This window comes from Streptomyces sp. NPDC102283 (genome assembly GCF_044766265.1).
Taxonomy (GTDB): domain Bacteria; phylum Actinomycetota; class Actinomycetes; order Streptomycetales; family Streptomycetaceae; genus Streptomyces.
The window spans coordinates 45,933-60,078 of record NZ_JBIWLQ010000015.1 but is presented as its reverse complement, the minus strand read 5'-3'; the positions used below and the strand labels follow the sequence as shown (position 1 = coordinate 60,078).

The following is a 14,146-nucleotide window of genomic DNA, read 5'->3' as shown; positions in this document are numbered from 1 at the left end:
AAATTTCAGGCCATGCCACGTGGACGCCACCGTCATTCGCCGCCCCTCCACAGAATCCTGCCCCCCTCCGTGGTGGCGGGAGTGTCGGTCGTCGGTGCCGCCGGCGCCTGGCTCCTGGCCGAACCCCTGGTCCTGCGTGGCCTGGTGGCCGCCGTGGCGGCCGCCGCCGTCACCGGCGCGTATCTGATGCGCAGCTGGGACCGGGCGGCGGGGCTGCGGGTCGCCGAGCTGACCCGGGCCCGCGCCGGTGACGAATGGCGGGCCGAGGAGCGGATAGCCGAGCTGGAGCAGGATCTGGAGGAGTCGCGCGAGCTGCGCACCCGTCTGGAGACCAAGCTCCGCCGCAAGCGCGTCGAGCTCGCGGGGCTGCGCGGGGAGCACGCCGGACTGCTGCGCCGCTACGCCAACGCCGAGACCGAGCGGGCCAGCGCGCTGGAGGGCCGCAGGCAGCTCGCCATCGAGGCCGCGGCCCCCAGGGAGCTGATGCCCGCGCGGTCCACGCCGACCCCCGAGTCCTACCGGCGCGCGGACGAGGCCCTGATGAACCTCACGCGCAACGCGGTGCTCCAGGAGACCCGCAGGACGGTGGAGGCGGTCCGGCGGCGTCAGGCGGCCGTCGACGACCGGCACCGGGACACGGAGGCGGAGGGCCCGCGGGGGAAGCACGCGGCGGCCACCGGGGCGGGCGGGCACCGGGACCACCACCAGCACCGCCGCCCCTCGACCACGCTGCCCGCCCCGGCCCCGAGCACCCCGCACGCTCCGAACGCGGACACCCCGGCCCTCGCGACGGCCCCCCGGTCCCCGGAGCTCCCGCGTGCGAAGGCCCCGGCCTCCATCGCGCCGCGCGCTATCCCGGCCGCCTCGGCCGTCGTCCCGTACGCCGCGCGCCGCAACCTGGTTCCCCAGGGCAACTTCGACTTCTTCGGCGCCCAGCACGCCGGGAGCGCTCAGAGCGCCGAGAAGGCGAACGCCGCGATCGAGTCCGTGCAGAACGAGGACCTCGCGGACGTCGTCGGCGAGGAGGCGCTCGCCGCCCACCGCACGGGAGCCGTGGACAACCGGGCCGTCGGCAAGGTCATCGACCTCACCGCGCACGACGAGACCGAGCAGATCGAGGTGGCGGAGTTGCGCGGCGCGGTCTCCTGAGGGACGGCCCCGCCCCGCCCCGTCCGCTCCTGGTCGACTACTTGTCGATGTCGCCGACGACGAAGAACAGCGAGCCCAGGATCGCCACCATGTCGGCGACCAGGGTGCCCGGCAGCAGTTCGGTGAGCGCCTGGATGTTGTTGAACGAGGCGGAGCGCAGCTTCAGCCGGTAGGGCGTCTTCTCGCCCTTGGAGACCAGGTAGTAGCCGTTGACGCCGAGCGGATTCTCCGTCCAGGCGTAGGTGTGGCCCTCCGGCGCCTTGAGCACCTTGGGCAGCCGCTGGTTGATCGGCCCCGGTGCCAGGTGGGCCATCCGGTCCAGGCAGGCGTCCGCCAGGTCCAGGGAGTTCAGGGTCTGCTCCAGCAGGCACTCGAAGCGGGCCAGGCAGTCGCCCTCGGTCCGGGTGACGACCTCCAGGGTGTCCTGGAGCTCCCCGTAGGCGAGATACGGCTCGTCGCGCCGCAGGTCGAAGTCGACGCCCGAGGCACGGGCGATCGGCCCCGACACCCCGTACGCGTGCACCGCGGCGGCGGACAGCACGCCCACGTCGCGCGTGCGGCCCCGGAAGATCTCGTTGCCGAGGACGAGGTTCTCGTACACGTCCATGCGGGAGCGGACGGAGGCGACGGCGTCGCGGACCCGGCCGGCCCAGCCCGCCGGGACGTCCTCCTTGAGTCCGCCGACCCGGTTGAACATGTAGTGCATCCGCCCGCCGGAGACCTCCTCCATCACCGCCTGGAGCTCCTCGCGCTCCCGGAAGGCGTGGAAGACCGGGGTGATGCCGCCGAGTTCGAGGGGGTAGGAGCCGAGGAACATCAGGTGGTTGAGGACCCGGTTCAGCTCGGCGAGCAGCGTCCGCGTCCACACCGCGCGCTCGGGCACCTCCATGCCGAGCATCCGCTCGACGGCCATCACCACGCCCAGCTCGTTCGAGAACGCGGAGAGCCAGTCGTGGCGGTTGGCGAGCATGACGATCTGCCGGTAGTCGCGCGCCTCGAAGAGCTTCTCCGCGCCCCGGTGCATATAGCCGATGACCGGTTCCGCGTGCTGGACGCGCTCGCCGTCCAGCACGATCCGCAGCCGGAGGACTCCGTGCGTCGAGGGGTGCTGGGGACCGATGTTCAGCACCATGTCGGTGCTCTCCGCCGCTCCGCCGATGCCGATCGTCGTCTCCGTCATGCGGGACAGTATTCCCTGACGCCGGCCCGCCACGGGGGTCACCCGCGATCCGGCCGCACCGGCCCCACCCGGTGCAGCAGCCAGCCGAAGTCGCCGAGGCCGCCGCGGGCCGTCAGCTCCGCGGCCGCGCCCGCCGCCGCCAGCGCGGTGACGTAGCCCGCCGGATCGGTCGCGGCCAGGCCGATCGGCGGCCGGCCGCCGTCGACGCCCAGCCGGTGCAGCGCCGCCCGCTGGTCGGTCAGCTCCGCGCTCGCGTACGGGACCGCCGCCGCGCAGGCGTCCAGCGCCACATGCGCGGTCAGGTCGCGGGAGCCGTCCGGCACCGGGCGCACCTCGCGCCCGCCCCGGAAGCCGGTCAGCGTCCCGAAGGGCGGCCGGGCGCCCCGTACGTGCGCGTAGTCCACCGCCACCGCGAGACCGGCGGCGAGGGAGCCGACCGCTCCCGCCCAGGCCGCGTCCCGGGTCCGGCCGATCTCCGCCCGCTCGCCCGGCGCGGTCAGCGGCCACCAGCGCTCCAGCCACGCCGCGTCCGCCCCGCCCACCGCGTCCCCGAGGCGCTCCGCGCCGTCCGAGGTCCGCACCTGGACGTACCGGGGGACGCCGTCCGCGTCCGCCTCCGCCACCTCGGCGGGAACGTTGTCCAGCCACTCGTTGGCGAACAGCAGCCCGGTGACCCCCGCGGGCGGCTCCGCGCACCACGCGATCCGGGGGTCCAGGCCCGGCGGCCGGTCGGCGACCTCGACGGCGTACGCGGTCACGTCCGGCCCCCCGGGCAGCGCGGCCAGCGCCGCCAGCACTCCGGTCAGCAGCTCGCCGCGCCCCGCCCCGACGTCGACCAGCGCGACGGTGCCGGTACCCAGCTCCCGCGCCGTTCCGGTCAGCAGCCGGGCCACCGCCGCCGCGAAAAGGGGCGAGGCGTGGACCGACGTACGGAAGTGGCCCGCCGGCCCCTCCGGGCTCCGCGACGGGCTGCGATAAAAGCCCTCATCTCCGTACAGAGCGGCCTGAGCCGCCTCCCGCCACCCACGCCACTCGTCCGTCACGTAGGCAAGTCTCCACCTTGGGGAGTACGGTCCCAGGACCCGGATCGACCCTCCGGTTGACCCGGGCACCGATCCGCTGTCCCTACGCTGGGTTACGTGCAGCGCCTCTACGATTTCATCCGCAGACACCCGACGGGCGTCGACGTCTTCTGGGCCGTCTTCCTCCTCGGGCTCTCCGGCATGTCGATGGTGTCGGGCACGTACGACGCGGGGCGTGAGGAGATCGTCGCCGTACCGGTGGTGCTGGGGCTCTCCACGGTGGTGGCGCTGCGCCGCAAGGCGCCGGAGAAGATGCTGCTGCTCGCCATCCTGGTGGGCGTCGCGCAGTTGGTGTTCAACGTCCGGCCGGGCATCGGGAACTTCGCCATGCTGGTGATCACGTACACCGTGGCCACGGTCGGCGAGCGCTGGGCGTCCCGGCTCGCCCTGGTGTGCAGCCTGAGCGCGGCGGCCCTGTCCCAGCTGCGGTGGGAGGCCGAGCCCGGGGGTTCCTGGGCCCAGGTGGTCTTCGTGACGATCATCATGACCGTGCCGTTCGTGCTGGCCTGGGTGCTCGGGGACTCGCTGCGGACCCGGCGGGCCTACTTCGACCAGCTGGAGGAGCGTGCCGCCCGCCTGGAGCGGGAGCGCGAGGCGCAGTCCAAGGTCGCGGTCGCCGCCGAGCGGGCCCGGATCGCCCGTGAGCTGCACGACGTCGTCGCGCACAACGTGTCCGTGATGGTCGTCCAGGCCGACGGCGCCGCCTATGTCATGGACGCCGCCCCCGACCAGGCCAAGCAGGCCCTGGAGACCATCTCCAGCACCGGCCGCCAGGCGCTCGCGGAGATGCGGCGGCTGCTCGGGGTGCTGCGGACCGGTGACGCCCCGGAGAGCGGGGAGTACGTCCCCCAGCCCGATGTGGAGCAGATCGAGGACCTGGTCGCGCAGGTGCGGCAGACCGGCCTGGTGGTCGACTTCAAGGTGGAGGGCACGCCCCGCCCGCTGCCCAGCGGCGTGGAGCTGACCGCGTACCGGGTCGTCCAGGAGGCCCTGACCAACACCCGCAAGCACGGCGGACCCGACGCCGGGGCCAGTGTCCGGCTGGTCTACTTCGACGACGGCCTCGGGCTGCTGATCGAGGACGACGGCCGGGGTGCCGCGCACGAGCTGTACGAGGACGGCGGCGCGGACGGCGCCGGGCACGGGATGATCGGGATGCGGGAGCGGGTCGGCATGGTCGGCGGCACCCTGGACGCGGGGCCCCGGCCCGGCGGCGGATTCCGGATCAGCGCCCTGCTGCCGCTCAAACCCCCGGGCTGACCCGCCGCCCGGTCGACCTGCCCCTCACGACCACGGCGACCCACCACGACCACCACGACCGACCCCAGGACAGGACACGATCCCCATGACCACGGCCATCCGCGTGATGCTCGTCGACGACCAGGTGCTGCTGCGGACCGGTTTCCGGATGGTGCTCGCGGCCCAGCCCGACATGGAGGTCGTGGCCGAGGCCGGGGACGGGGCGGAGGCGATCGAGACCCTGCGGTCCACCGCCGTCGACGTGGTGCTGATGGACGTCCGCATGCCCCGGCTGGACGGCGTCGAGGCGACCCGCCGCATCTGTGCGCAGCAGGACCCCCCGAAGGTGCTCATCCTGACCACCTTCGACCTCGACGAGTACGCCTTCTCCGGTCTGAAGGCGGGGGCCAGCGGCTTCATGCTGAAGGACGTGCCGCCCGCCGAGCTGCTCGCCGCGATCCGCTCGGTGCACAGCGGCGACGCGGTCGTCGCCCCCTCCACCACCCGCCGGCTGCTCGACCGCTTCTCGCCGATGCTGCCCAGCGGCGACAAGGAGCCGAGGAACAAGCACGTCGGCAAGCTCACCGAGCGGGAACGGGAAGTCATGCTCCTGGTCGCCCAGGGCCTGTCGAACGGGGAGATCGCGGCCCGGCTCGTGCTCTCCGAGGCCACGGTCAAGACGCACGTCGGCCGGATCCTCACCAAGCTGAACCTCCGCGACCGGGTCCAGGTCGTCGTCCTCGCCTACGAGACCGGCCTGGTCCGGGCCGGCGGCGGCGCGGGCTGAAGGACGCGGCGGCCGGGGCGGGCTCAGCGCAGGACGCCCTCCAGGAAGTCGCTGCCGAGCCGGGCGACGACCGTGAGGTCCAGCTGGTGCAGGACGTAGCGGCCGCGGCGACGCGTCGTGACGAGGCCCGCCTTCTTGAGCATGGAGAGGTGGCGGGAGACCTCGGGCGAGGTGATGCCGTTGGAGTCGGCCAGCTCGCCGGTGGTGTACGGGGAGCGGGCCAGGTTGCGGCAGAGCCGCATCCGCATCGGGTGGGCGAGCGCCTCCAGGCGCAGCTGGAGCAGTTCCACGGAGGCGGGCGCCGGCAGGTCGGGCAGATGGACCGGGTAGTGGATCACCGGCCGCCAGCCCGGGGCGTGCAGCACCATCAGATGCGGCCAGCCGAAGCTGGTCGGGATGAGCGTGAGGCCGCGGCCGGCACCCGGGCCGACGGCGGTGGTCCGGCCCTCGGACAGCTTGTCGATGCTGATCCGGCCCGCGCCCTCGTCCAGCGTCACAGCGGCCGACACCGCCCCGACCGCGTCGGCCAGCCCCTTGCGCCGCAGCAGCTCCGTCTTGTGCCGGGCGTCCGCGACCAGCTGGACGGAGACCCGGCGCCAGGTGTCGGCGAAGAACGCCTGGTCGCAGTCCTCGAAGAGCCTCCGGACCCAGCCGCGTACGGAGGCGGGGTCGGCCAGCAGCCGCCGGGTGAAGTCGATCTGCTGCGGGCCGCGCGCCGCCGCCAGGTCCAGGGCGCGGCCCCGCATCCCCGCGTCGTTCAGCGGTGACGGCGCCCCGCCCCCGTAATGGCTGGCGCAGGTGAACTCCAGGGCCGCGGCGACGAACCGCTCGTCGTCCAGTTTGTCCAGCAGGTCCAGGTCCTCGGCGAGCGTCGCGCCGGTTCTGCCGTCGCCGCCCCGGATGCCGGCGAACGGCATGAACACGTCGGAGAAGGTGTTCCGCCAGAGGAACTCCGCCTCCAGCAGCCGGTCCGCGAGGTCGGGCTCCAGGGCCGTGGCGGTCGCGGTGGCCCAGCCGTGCAGCCCCGGATGGTGTCCGGGCTCGGAGAGCGCGTGCAGGGCGAGGCCCAGCTCGGCCAGGGGAGAGGTCGCGAAAACGACGCGGTCGGCGGGCAGGCCCGCGATGTCTATGTGCACGCTCACCCCTCCATAGTGGGGGTACGGGCACGGGTCGTCGTTCCGATTGACGGGGGCCGTCAATCAACGCGCGGCGCCGCCGTGACCTGCGCAGGCTGGACCGCATGAACGCCACCCAGCAGCACCTGCTCGACCTCCACCGCGCGGCCCGGCTGTCGCGGCCCGCGCCCCCGCCCCCGGGCCGCCACGACCGCGCGGTCCTGCGCGACCTGTACCGGCGCCTCCAGCAGAACCGGCGCCTCCAGCAGAACCGGCACCCCGGCAGATCCGGCGAGCCCGGCACACCCAGCCCGTCCGGCGTGTGAGGACGGAACCCCGAGGCCGGGGCGGCCGCTCGCCGGATGCCCGAGGCAGGGGGCGGCCGCTCGACGGAGCGGCTACCGCGCCAGGTACCCCACGAACCCCGCCACCGCGTCCCGCACGTCCTCGGCCGACCACTCAAGGCCCGCCGCCGCCACGGTCACCTCGGTGTACGAGACCCCGGGCGGCAGCCCCGACCCGGGCGCACCCGCGAACCAGCGCCGGAACAGCGTCACGCCCGTCTCCTCGGCCTGCCGCACCGACGCCTCGTCCAGCGCCTCGGCCCCGTACGGCAGCCAGACCTGGAACTGATGCGTGTGCGGCGGCTCCGGACGCACCCGGAACCACGGCACCCCCGACGCCGCGAACCCCTCCGCCAGCGCCCCGGCCACCACCTTCGCCTGCGCCACGTAGGCCGGCAGCCTCGGCAGCTCCCGCTCCAGGCCCAGCAGCGCGGACAGCGCCGTCGGGTACTGCTGGAAGAGCCGGCCCCCATACCGGTGGAGCCATACCCGGGCCTCCTCCACCAGCGTCGAGGGGCCCGCCAGCACCGCGCCCGACAGCCCGTCCAGGGACTTGTAGAACGACACGTACACGCTGTCCGCGAGGGCGGCGATCTCCGGCAGCTCCCGGCCGAAGTGCGGCGCGCACTCCCACAGCCGCGCCCCGTCGAAGTGCACCACCGCGTCCCGCTCCCGGGCCGCCGCCACCACCGCCGTCAGCTCCTCCCAGGACGGCAGTACGAACCCGGCGTCCCGCAGCGGCAGCTCCAGCATCAGCGTCCCGAACGGCTCCGGATACTCCCGGACCTCCTCGGCGCTCGGCAGCCTCGGCCCGGACGTCGGGTGGACCGTGCGCAGCCCGCTCACCGCGCCCAGCGCCCCGCCCTCGTGCAGCTCCGGGTGGGACAGGGGGTGCAGTGCCACGGTCGCGTCGCCCGTGCGCCCCGCCCAGCACCGCAGCGCGACCTGCTGGGCCATCGTCCCGGTCGGGAAGAACGCCGCCGCCTCCATCCCCAGCAGCCCGGCCACCCGCCGCTCCAGATCGGCGACGACCCCGCCCCCGTACACATCGGTCCAGTCCTCCGGATCGTGTACGGAAGCGGCGCCGGCGGCCAGTGCCGCCAACCGCTCGCCCAGGGTGCCGTCCGCGCCCACCCGGGCCAGCGTCCGCCGCGACGCCCGCCACGCGGTCAGCCTGCGCCGCCGCTGCTCCTGCTCATCCATGGTCACCATGGGACGATCATCACCCGGGCCATCGACCGGGCGCCCGCCGATTTCCGCCCGCCCGGAGTCCTGCCCGGAGCCGGGTTCGGGGGCGGGTTCGGAATCGGCTCCCGAGTGAGCTTCCGAGTCGGGTGCCGAGTTGGGTCCGGAAAGTTATCCACAGGCTGTGGGTGACCGGAAGGCTTCGCCGAAACGCTGGCGTAGCATGCAGAGAAATCGTCCGGTACCCCCCGCGGACTGGAACGGAAGGCCATCGCCCCGTGAACGCACCAGTTTCGAAGGAACCCCTCGACCCGAGGGACCGCCCCGCCCGACTCACGGTCGGCGTCGTCGGTGCGGGCCGGGTCGGACCCGCCCTCGCCGCATCCCTCCAGCTCGCCGGGCACCGCCCGGTCGCCGTGTCCGGCGTCTCCGACGCCTCCCGGCGCCGCGCCGCCGAGCTGCTGCCCGACGTGCCCCTGGTGGAGCCCGCCGAGGTGCTGGCCCGCGCCGAGCTGGTGCTGCTGACCGTCCCCGACGACGTGCTGCCCACGCTGGTCGAGGGCCTCGCCGAGACCGGCGCCGTACGGCCGGGCCAACTGCTCGTCCACACCTCCGGGCGGTACGGGGCGAGGGTGCTGGACCCCGCGCTGCGGGCCGGGGCCCTGCCGCTCGCGCTGCACCCCGCGATGACGTTCACCGGCACGGCCGTCGACGTCCAGCGGCTCGCGGGCTGCTCGTTCGGCGTCACCGCCCCCGAGGAGCTGCGGCTCGCCGCCGAGGCCCTGGTCATCGAGATGGGCGGCGAGCCGGAGTGGATCGCCGAGGAGTCCCGCCCGCTCTACCACACGGCCCTCGCGCTCGGTGCGAACCACCTGGTCACGCTGGTCGCCCAGTCGATGGAGCTGCTGGCCAGGGCCGGGGTCGCCGCCCCGGACCGGATGCTCGGCCCGCTGCTCGGCGCGGCCCTGGACAACGCCCTGCGCTCGGGCGACGCCGCGCTGACCGGCCCGGTCGCCCGGGGTGACGCGGGCACGGTCGCCGCCCACATCGGCGAGCTGCGCGAGCACGCCCCGCAGGCGGTGGCCGGATACCTCGCGATGGCCCGCGCCACGGCCGACCGGGCGCTCGCCCACGGCCTGCTCAAGGCCGAGCTGGCCGAGGACCTCCTCGGCGTCCTGGCCGACCAGGAGCGCCGCCGCCCCGGCGGCCCCGGACCGGGGGAGACCCGATGACGCGCACGGTCCGGCCCGCCCTCCTGCGCACCGCCGCCGAGCTGGACGCGCTGTCCCGCCCCGCCGGGGCCGAGCGGGCCGTCGTCATGACGATGGGCGCGCTCCACGAGGGCCACGCCGCCCTGATCCGGGCCGCCCGCGCGGCGGCCGGGGCGGACGGCCAGGTCGTGGTCACCGTCTTCGTGAACCCGCTCCAGTTCGGCGAGGCCGCCGACCTGGACCGCTATCCGCGCACCCTGGACGCCGACCTGGAGACCGCCGCGGCGGCAGGGGCCGACGCGGTCTTCGCCCCCGGTGTGGACGAGGTCTACCCCGGCGGAGAGCCCCAGGTCCGGATCGCCGCGGGCCCCATGGGCGAGCGACTCGAAGGCGCGGCCCGCCCCGGGCACTTCGACGGGATGCTCACCGTCGTCGCCAAGCTTCTCCACCTCACCCGCCCCGACGAGGCGTTCTACGGCCAGAAGGACGCCCAGCAGCTCGCCCTGATCCGCCGCATGGTCCGCGACCTGAACTTCGGCGTCCGGATCACCGGCGTGCCCACCGTCCGGGACCCGGACGGCCTCGCACTCTCCAGCCGCAACCGTTTCCTCACCGCCACGGAGCGGCACACCGCGCTCGCCCTGCCCCGTGCCCTCTTCGCGGCCCGTGACCGGCTCGCCGCCCAGCAGGCACTGCACGAGCGGGCCCGCGCCACCGCGCCCGGCGGCGACCGGGCCGCCGGCCTCAACCGGCTCGGTGAGGCCCGCGCCGCCGCCGACGCCCAGGCCGTGGCGCTGGCCCGGCCCCACGGGGCGCCCGCCGCCGTCCGGGCTGCCGCGCGGACGATCCTGGAGGAGGCCGCCGCCCGGGACAGGGCGCCGCTGGCCCTCGACTACCTGGCGCTGGTGGACCCGGCGGACTTCACCGAGATCCCGGACGACCGCGCGAGCGGGGAGGCGATCCTCGCCGTCGCGGCCCGGGTCGGGGACACCCGCCTCATCGACAACATCCCCCTCACCTTCGGAGCCCTGACGTGACCGGAATACGGCTGACCGCCCCCGCCCCCGGCTGGGCCATCGACGCGGACGTCGTCGTGGTCGGCTCCGGCGTCGCCGGGCTCACCACGGCGCTGCGCTGCGCCGCCGCCGGCCTGGACACCGTCGTCGTCACCAAGGCCCGCCTCGACGACGGCTCGACCCGCTGGGCCCAGGGCGGCATCGCCGCCGCGCTCGGCGAGGGCGACACCCCCGAGCAGCACCTCGACGACACCCTCGTCGCGGGCGCGGGCCTCTGCGACGAGGAGGCCGTGCGCACCCTGGTCACCGAGGGCCCCGACGCCGTACGCCGGCTGATCACCACCGGCGCGCACTTCGACACCACCGACAGCGGCGACATCGCGCTCACCCGCGAGGGCGGCCACCACCGCCGCCGCATCGCCCACGCGGGCGGCGACGCGACCGGCGCGGAGATCTCCCGCGCCCTCGTCGGCGCGGTCCGCGAGGCCGCCCTGCACACCATCGAGAACGCCCTGGTCCTGGATCTGCTCACGGACGCCGAAGGCCGTACGGCGGGCGTCTCGCTGCACGTCATGGGCGAGGGCCAGCACGACGGCGTGGGCGCGGTCCGGGCCCCCTCGGTCGTCCTGGCCACCGGCGGCATGGGCCAGGTCTTCTCCGCCACCACCAACCCTCCCGTCTCCACCGGCGACGGGGTGGCGCTCGCGCTGCGGGCCGGGGCGGAGGTCTCCGACCTGGAGTTCGTCCAGTTCCACCCGACCGTCCTGTTCCTCGGCGCGGACTCCGAGGGCCAGCAGCCGCTGGTCTCCGAAGCCGTACGCGGCGAGGGCGCGCATCTCGTCGACGGCGACGGCGTCCGCTTCATGCTCGGCCAGCACGAGCTGGCCGAGCTGGCCCCCCGCGACATCGTCGCCAAGGCCATCACCCGCCGGATGATCGAACACGGCGCCGAGCACATGTATCTCGACGCCCGGCACTTCGGGGCGCGGATGTGGGAGCAGCGCTTCCCCACCATCCTGGCCGCCTGCCGGTCCCACGGCATCGACCCGGTGACCGGGCCGGTCCCGGTCGCCCCGGCCGCGCACTACGCCTCCGGCGGTGTCCGCACCGACCTGCGGGGCCGCACCACCGTGCCCGGCCTGTACGCCTGCGGCGAGGTCGCCTGCACCGGTGTGCACGGGGCCAACCGCCTCGCGTCCAACTCCCTCCTGGAGGGCCTGGTCTTCGCCGAGCGCATCGCCGCCGACATCGCCGAGGCCCGCCCGCCCCGCACCGAACCGGCCGGGAGCCCGGACGCGGGCGATCCCGCCCCGCTGCTGGCCCCCGAGGCCCGTACGGCGATCCAGCGCGCCATGACCCGGGGCGCCGGAGTCCTGCGCTCCGCCGACAGCCTGGCCGCGGCCGCCGAGGAGCTGGAGGCCCTGCACCGCGACGCCGCCGCCGACGCGGAGGGGCCGGGCGGCGCCAAGGCGGTCGTCCCCGGGGTCGACGCCTGGGAGGTCACCAACCTGCTCCTGGTCTCCCGGGTCCTGGTCGCCGCCGCCCGGGAGCGCGAGGAGACCCGCGGCTGCCACTGGCGCGAGGACCGGCCCGACCGCGACGACGCCCACGGCCGCCGCCACCTGGTCGTCCGCATCGCTCCGGACCGCACCCCGGTCGTCCACCGCACGGAGACCGCGGCGTTCCCGCCCGTACGCCCGTCGGATTGAGCAGACTGCTGGAAGCAGCCGCACCGCCGGACACCGCAGACTGCTGGAAACACCCGCGGCGCCGGACACCACAGCGCGGCACCGGCAGCACACGAGCATCATCCGCACCACCCGCCACGCCCCCGAGGAGCCGTCACCGTGAGCACGCCCGAAGAGAATCCGCGCCCCACACCCGTGGACGTACCGCTGATCAGCGTCGGCGCGCCCGCATCCTCCGCACCGGCGGAAGGCGGCTGCGGCGACGCCTGCGGCTGCGGGGGTGACGAGGGATTCGACCCCGAGGCCCTGGAGTGCGGCCTGGACCCCGCGCTCGCCCTGCTGCTGGCCCGGGCGGGGCTCGACCCCGTCCAGGTCGAGGACGTCGCCCATGTGGCGATCGAGGAGGACCTCGACGGCGGGGTGGACGTCACGACCGTGGCGACCGTCCCCGAGGACGCCGTGATCACCGGTGACTTCACCGCCCGCGAGGCGGGCACGGTCGCCGGGCTCCGGGTCGCCGAGGCGGTCCTGTCGATCGTCTGCACCGAGGAGTTCGAGGTCGAGCGGCACGTCGAGGACGGCGACCGGATCGTCGCCGGCCAGAAGCTGCTGACGGTCACCACGCGCACCCGCGACCTGCTGACCGGCGAGCGCAGCGCGCTCAACCTGCTCTGCCGCCTCTCGGGCATCGCGACCGCCACCCGCGCGTGGGCGGACGTGCTGGAGGGCAGCAAGGCCGAGGTCCGCGACACCCGCAAGACGACGGCGGGCCTGCGCGCGCTGGAGAAGTACGCGGTGCGCTGCGGCGGCGGCGTCAACCACCGGATGTCGCTCTCCGACGCGGCCCTGGTCAAGGACAACCACGTGATCGCCGCGGGCGGCGTCGCCGAGGCCTTCAAGCGGGTCCGCGCCGAATTCCCCGAGCTGCCCATCGAGGTCGAGGTCGACACGATGGACCAGGTCCGCGAGGTGCTGGACGCGGGCGTCGACCTGATCCTGCTGGACAACTTCACCCCGGCCGAGACCGCCGAGGCCGTCGCCCTGGTCGCCGGCCGGGCGATGCTGGAGTCCTCCGGCCGCCTGACCCTCGACTCGGCCCGCGCCTACGCCGACGCGGGCGTCGACTACCTCGCGGTCGGAGCGCTCACCCACTCCTCGCCGATCCTCGACATCGGCCTGGACTTCCGCGACGCCGACGCCGACACCTCCGCCACCGACGGGGCCGACGCCTGATGCTGCTCACCATCGACGTCGGCAACACGCACACGGTCCTCGGCCTCTTCGACGGCGAGGAGATCGTCGAGCACTGGAGGATCTCCACGGACGCCCGCCGCACCGCCGACGAGCTGGCCGTCCTGCTCCAGGGACTGATGGGCATGCACCCGCTGCTCGGCATGGAGCTGGGCGACGGCATCGAGGGCATCGCGATCTGCGCCACCGTCCCCTCGGTCCTGCACGAACTGCGCGAGGTCACCCGCCGCTACTACGGCGACGTCCCCGCCGTCCTGGTGGAGCCCGGTGTCAAGACGGGCGTGCCGATCCTGATGGACAACCCCAAGGAGGTCGGCGCGGACCGCATCATCAACGCGGTCGCCGCCGTCGAGCTGTACGGAGGCCCGGCAATCGTCGTCGACTTCGGCACCGCCACCACCTTCGACGCGGTCTCCCCGCGCGGCGAGTACACGGGCGGGGTGATCGCCCCGGGCATCGAGATCTCGGTCGAGGCTCTCGGCGTCAAGGGCGCCCAGCTCCGCAAGATCGAGCTGGCCCGGCCGCGCAGCGTGATCGGCAAGAACACCGTCGAGGCCATGCAGTCCGGCATCGTCTACGGCTTCGCGGGCCAGGTCGACGGGGTGGTGGCCCGGATGAAGAAGGAGCTGGCCGCCGACCCGGACGACGTCACCGTCATCGCGACGGGCGGCCTTGCTCCGATGGTGTTGGGGGAGTCCTCGGTCATCGACGAGCACGAGCCGTGGCTGACGCTCATCGGGCTCCGCCTGGTGTACGAGCGGAACGTCTCCCGGTCGTAGGGCCCCTGCCGGAACCCGGTGGTACCTGCGGGAACGGCCGGGGGCGGGGGCCGGGGGAACCGGGCCGGGCACGCCGCGCCACCGACGACCAGTTAAACGGATTTTGTCCATTTAGCACGT

Annotated in this window: 13 protein-coding genes; 9 read left to right on the top strand and 4 right to left on the bottom strand. The window is 74.5% G+C overall.

What is annotated here, in order from left to right; genetic code table 11:
* Positions 1-12 precede the first annotated feature (12 nt).
* Positions 13-1,149, top strand: a complete 1,137-nt coding sequence (locus tag ACIRJT_RS26840) for a hypothetical protein (protein WP_403913761.1) — start codon at positions 13-15, stop codon at positions 1,147-1,149.
* A gap of 37 nt (positions 1,150-1,186) precedes the next feature.
* On the opposite strand, the gene ACIRJT_RS26835 is transcribed toward ACIRJT_RS26840, so the two are convergent.
* Both ACIRJT_RS26835 and ACIRJT_RS26830 read right to left on the bottom strand, forming a co-directional pair.
* Positions 1,187-2,329, bottom strand: coding sequence for an NADH-quinone oxidoreductase subunit D (locus ACIRJT_RS26835; protein ID WP_403913758.1), 1,143 nt, complete (start codon positions 2,327-2,329; stop codon positions 1,187-1,189).
* A gap of 38 nt (positions 2,330-2,367) precedes the next feature.
* Positions 2,368-3,372, bottom strand: a complete 1,005-nt coding sequence (locus ACIRJT_RS26830) for an SAM-dependent methyltransferase (protein ID WP_403913755.1) — start codon at positions 3,370-3,372, stop codon at positions 2,368-2,370.
* Between the two features lie 96 nt (positions 3,373-3,468).
* Between ACIRJT_RS26830 and ACIRJT_RS26825 the strand changes: the two genes are divergently transcribed.
* Both ACIRJT_RS26825 and ACIRJT_RS26820 read left to right on the top strand, forming a co-directional pair.
* Positions 3,469-4,671 (top strand): sensor histidine kinase, encoded by a 1,203-nt coding sequence (locus tag ACIRJT_RS26825; RefSeq protein WP_215105577.1) that lies wholly within the window; start codon positions 3,469-3,471, stop codon positions 4,669-4,671.
* 85 nt (positions 4,672-4,756) lie between these two features.
* Complete coding sequence (locus ACIRJT_RS26820) at positions 4,757-5,437, top strand: response regulator (RefSeq protein WP_383789792.1); 681 nt, start codon at positions 4,757-4,759, stop codon at positions 5,435-5,437.
* A gap of 23 nt (positions 5,438-5,460) precedes the next feature.
* On the opposite strand, the gene ACIRJT_RS26815 is transcribed toward ACIRJT_RS26820, so the two are convergent.
* Positions 5,461-6,573: a DUF5937 family protein gene (locus ACIRJT_RS26815; RefSeq protein ID WP_403914085.1), complete on the bottom strand. Its 1,113-nt coding sequence runs from the start codon at positions 6,571-6,573 to the stop codon at positions 5,461-5,463.
* A gap of 104 nt (positions 6,574-6,677) precedes the next feature.
* Between ACIRJT_RS26815 and ACIRJT_RS26810 the strand changes: the two genes are divergently transcribed.
* Positions 6,678-6,878 (top strand): hypothetical protein, encoded by a 201-nt coding sequence (locus tag ACIRJT_RS26810; RefSeq protein WP_403913751.1) that lies wholly within the window; start codon positions 6,678-6,680, stop codon positions 6,876-6,878.
* Between the two features lie 72 nt (positions 6,879-6,950).
* Here ACIRJT_RS26810 and ACIRJT_RS26805 read toward each other — a convergent pair whose 3' ends face one another.
* Positions 6,951-8,108, bottom strand: coding sequence for a threonine aldolase family protein (locus tag ACIRJT_RS26805; protein ID WP_403913749.1), 1,158 nt, complete (start codon positions 8,106-8,108; stop codon positions 6,951-6,953).
* A 251-nt stretch (positions 8,109-8,359) separates the two neighbouring features.
* Between ACIRJT_RS26805 and ACIRJT_RS26800 the strand changes: the two genes are divergently transcribed.
* The 5 genes from ACIRJT_RS26800 to ACIRJT_RS26780 all read left to right on the top strand — a co-directional run bounded on the left by ACIRJT_RS26800 (position 8,360) and on the right by ACIRJT_RS26780 (position 14,026).
* Positions 8,360-9,313 (top strand): Rossmann-like and DUF2520 domain-containing protein, encoded by a 954-nt coding sequence (locus ACIRJT_RS26800; RefSeq protein WP_403913747.1) that lies wholly within the window; start codon positions 8,360-8,362, stop codon positions 9,311-9,313.
* On the top strand, positions 9,310-10,329 hold the full coding sequence (gene panC, locus ACIRJT_RS26795; RefSeq protein ID WP_403913744.1) for a pantoate--beta-alanine ligase: 1,020 nt from the start codon (positions 9,310-9,312) through the stop codon (positions 10,327-10,329). The genes ACIRJT_RS26800 and panC overlap by 4 nt, the downstream gene beginning before the upstream one ends.
* On the top strand, positions 10,326-12,017 hold the full coding sequence (locus tag ACIRJT_RS26790) for an L-aspartate oxidase (RefSeq protein WP_403913742.1): 1,692 nt from the start codon (positions 10,326-10,328) through the stop codon (positions 12,015-12,017). Before panC ends, ACIRJT_RS26790 begins: the two co-directional genes overlap by 4 nt.
* Before the next feature lie 138 nt (positions 12,018-12,155).
* Entirely contained in the window at positions 12,156-13,229 is a 1,074-nt protein-coding gene (gene nadC / locus ACIRJT_RS26785) for a carboxylating nicotinate-nucleotide diphosphorylase (RefSeq protein ID WP_403913739.1), read from the top strand.
* Entirely contained in the window at positions 13,229-14,026 is a 798-nt protein-coding gene (locus tag ACIRJT_RS26780) for a type III pantothenate kinase (protein ID WP_097915092.1), read from the top strand. The genes nadC and ACIRJT_RS26780 overlap by 1 nt, the downstream gene beginning before the upstream one ends.
* Positions 14,027-14,146: the final 120 nt, after the last annotated feature.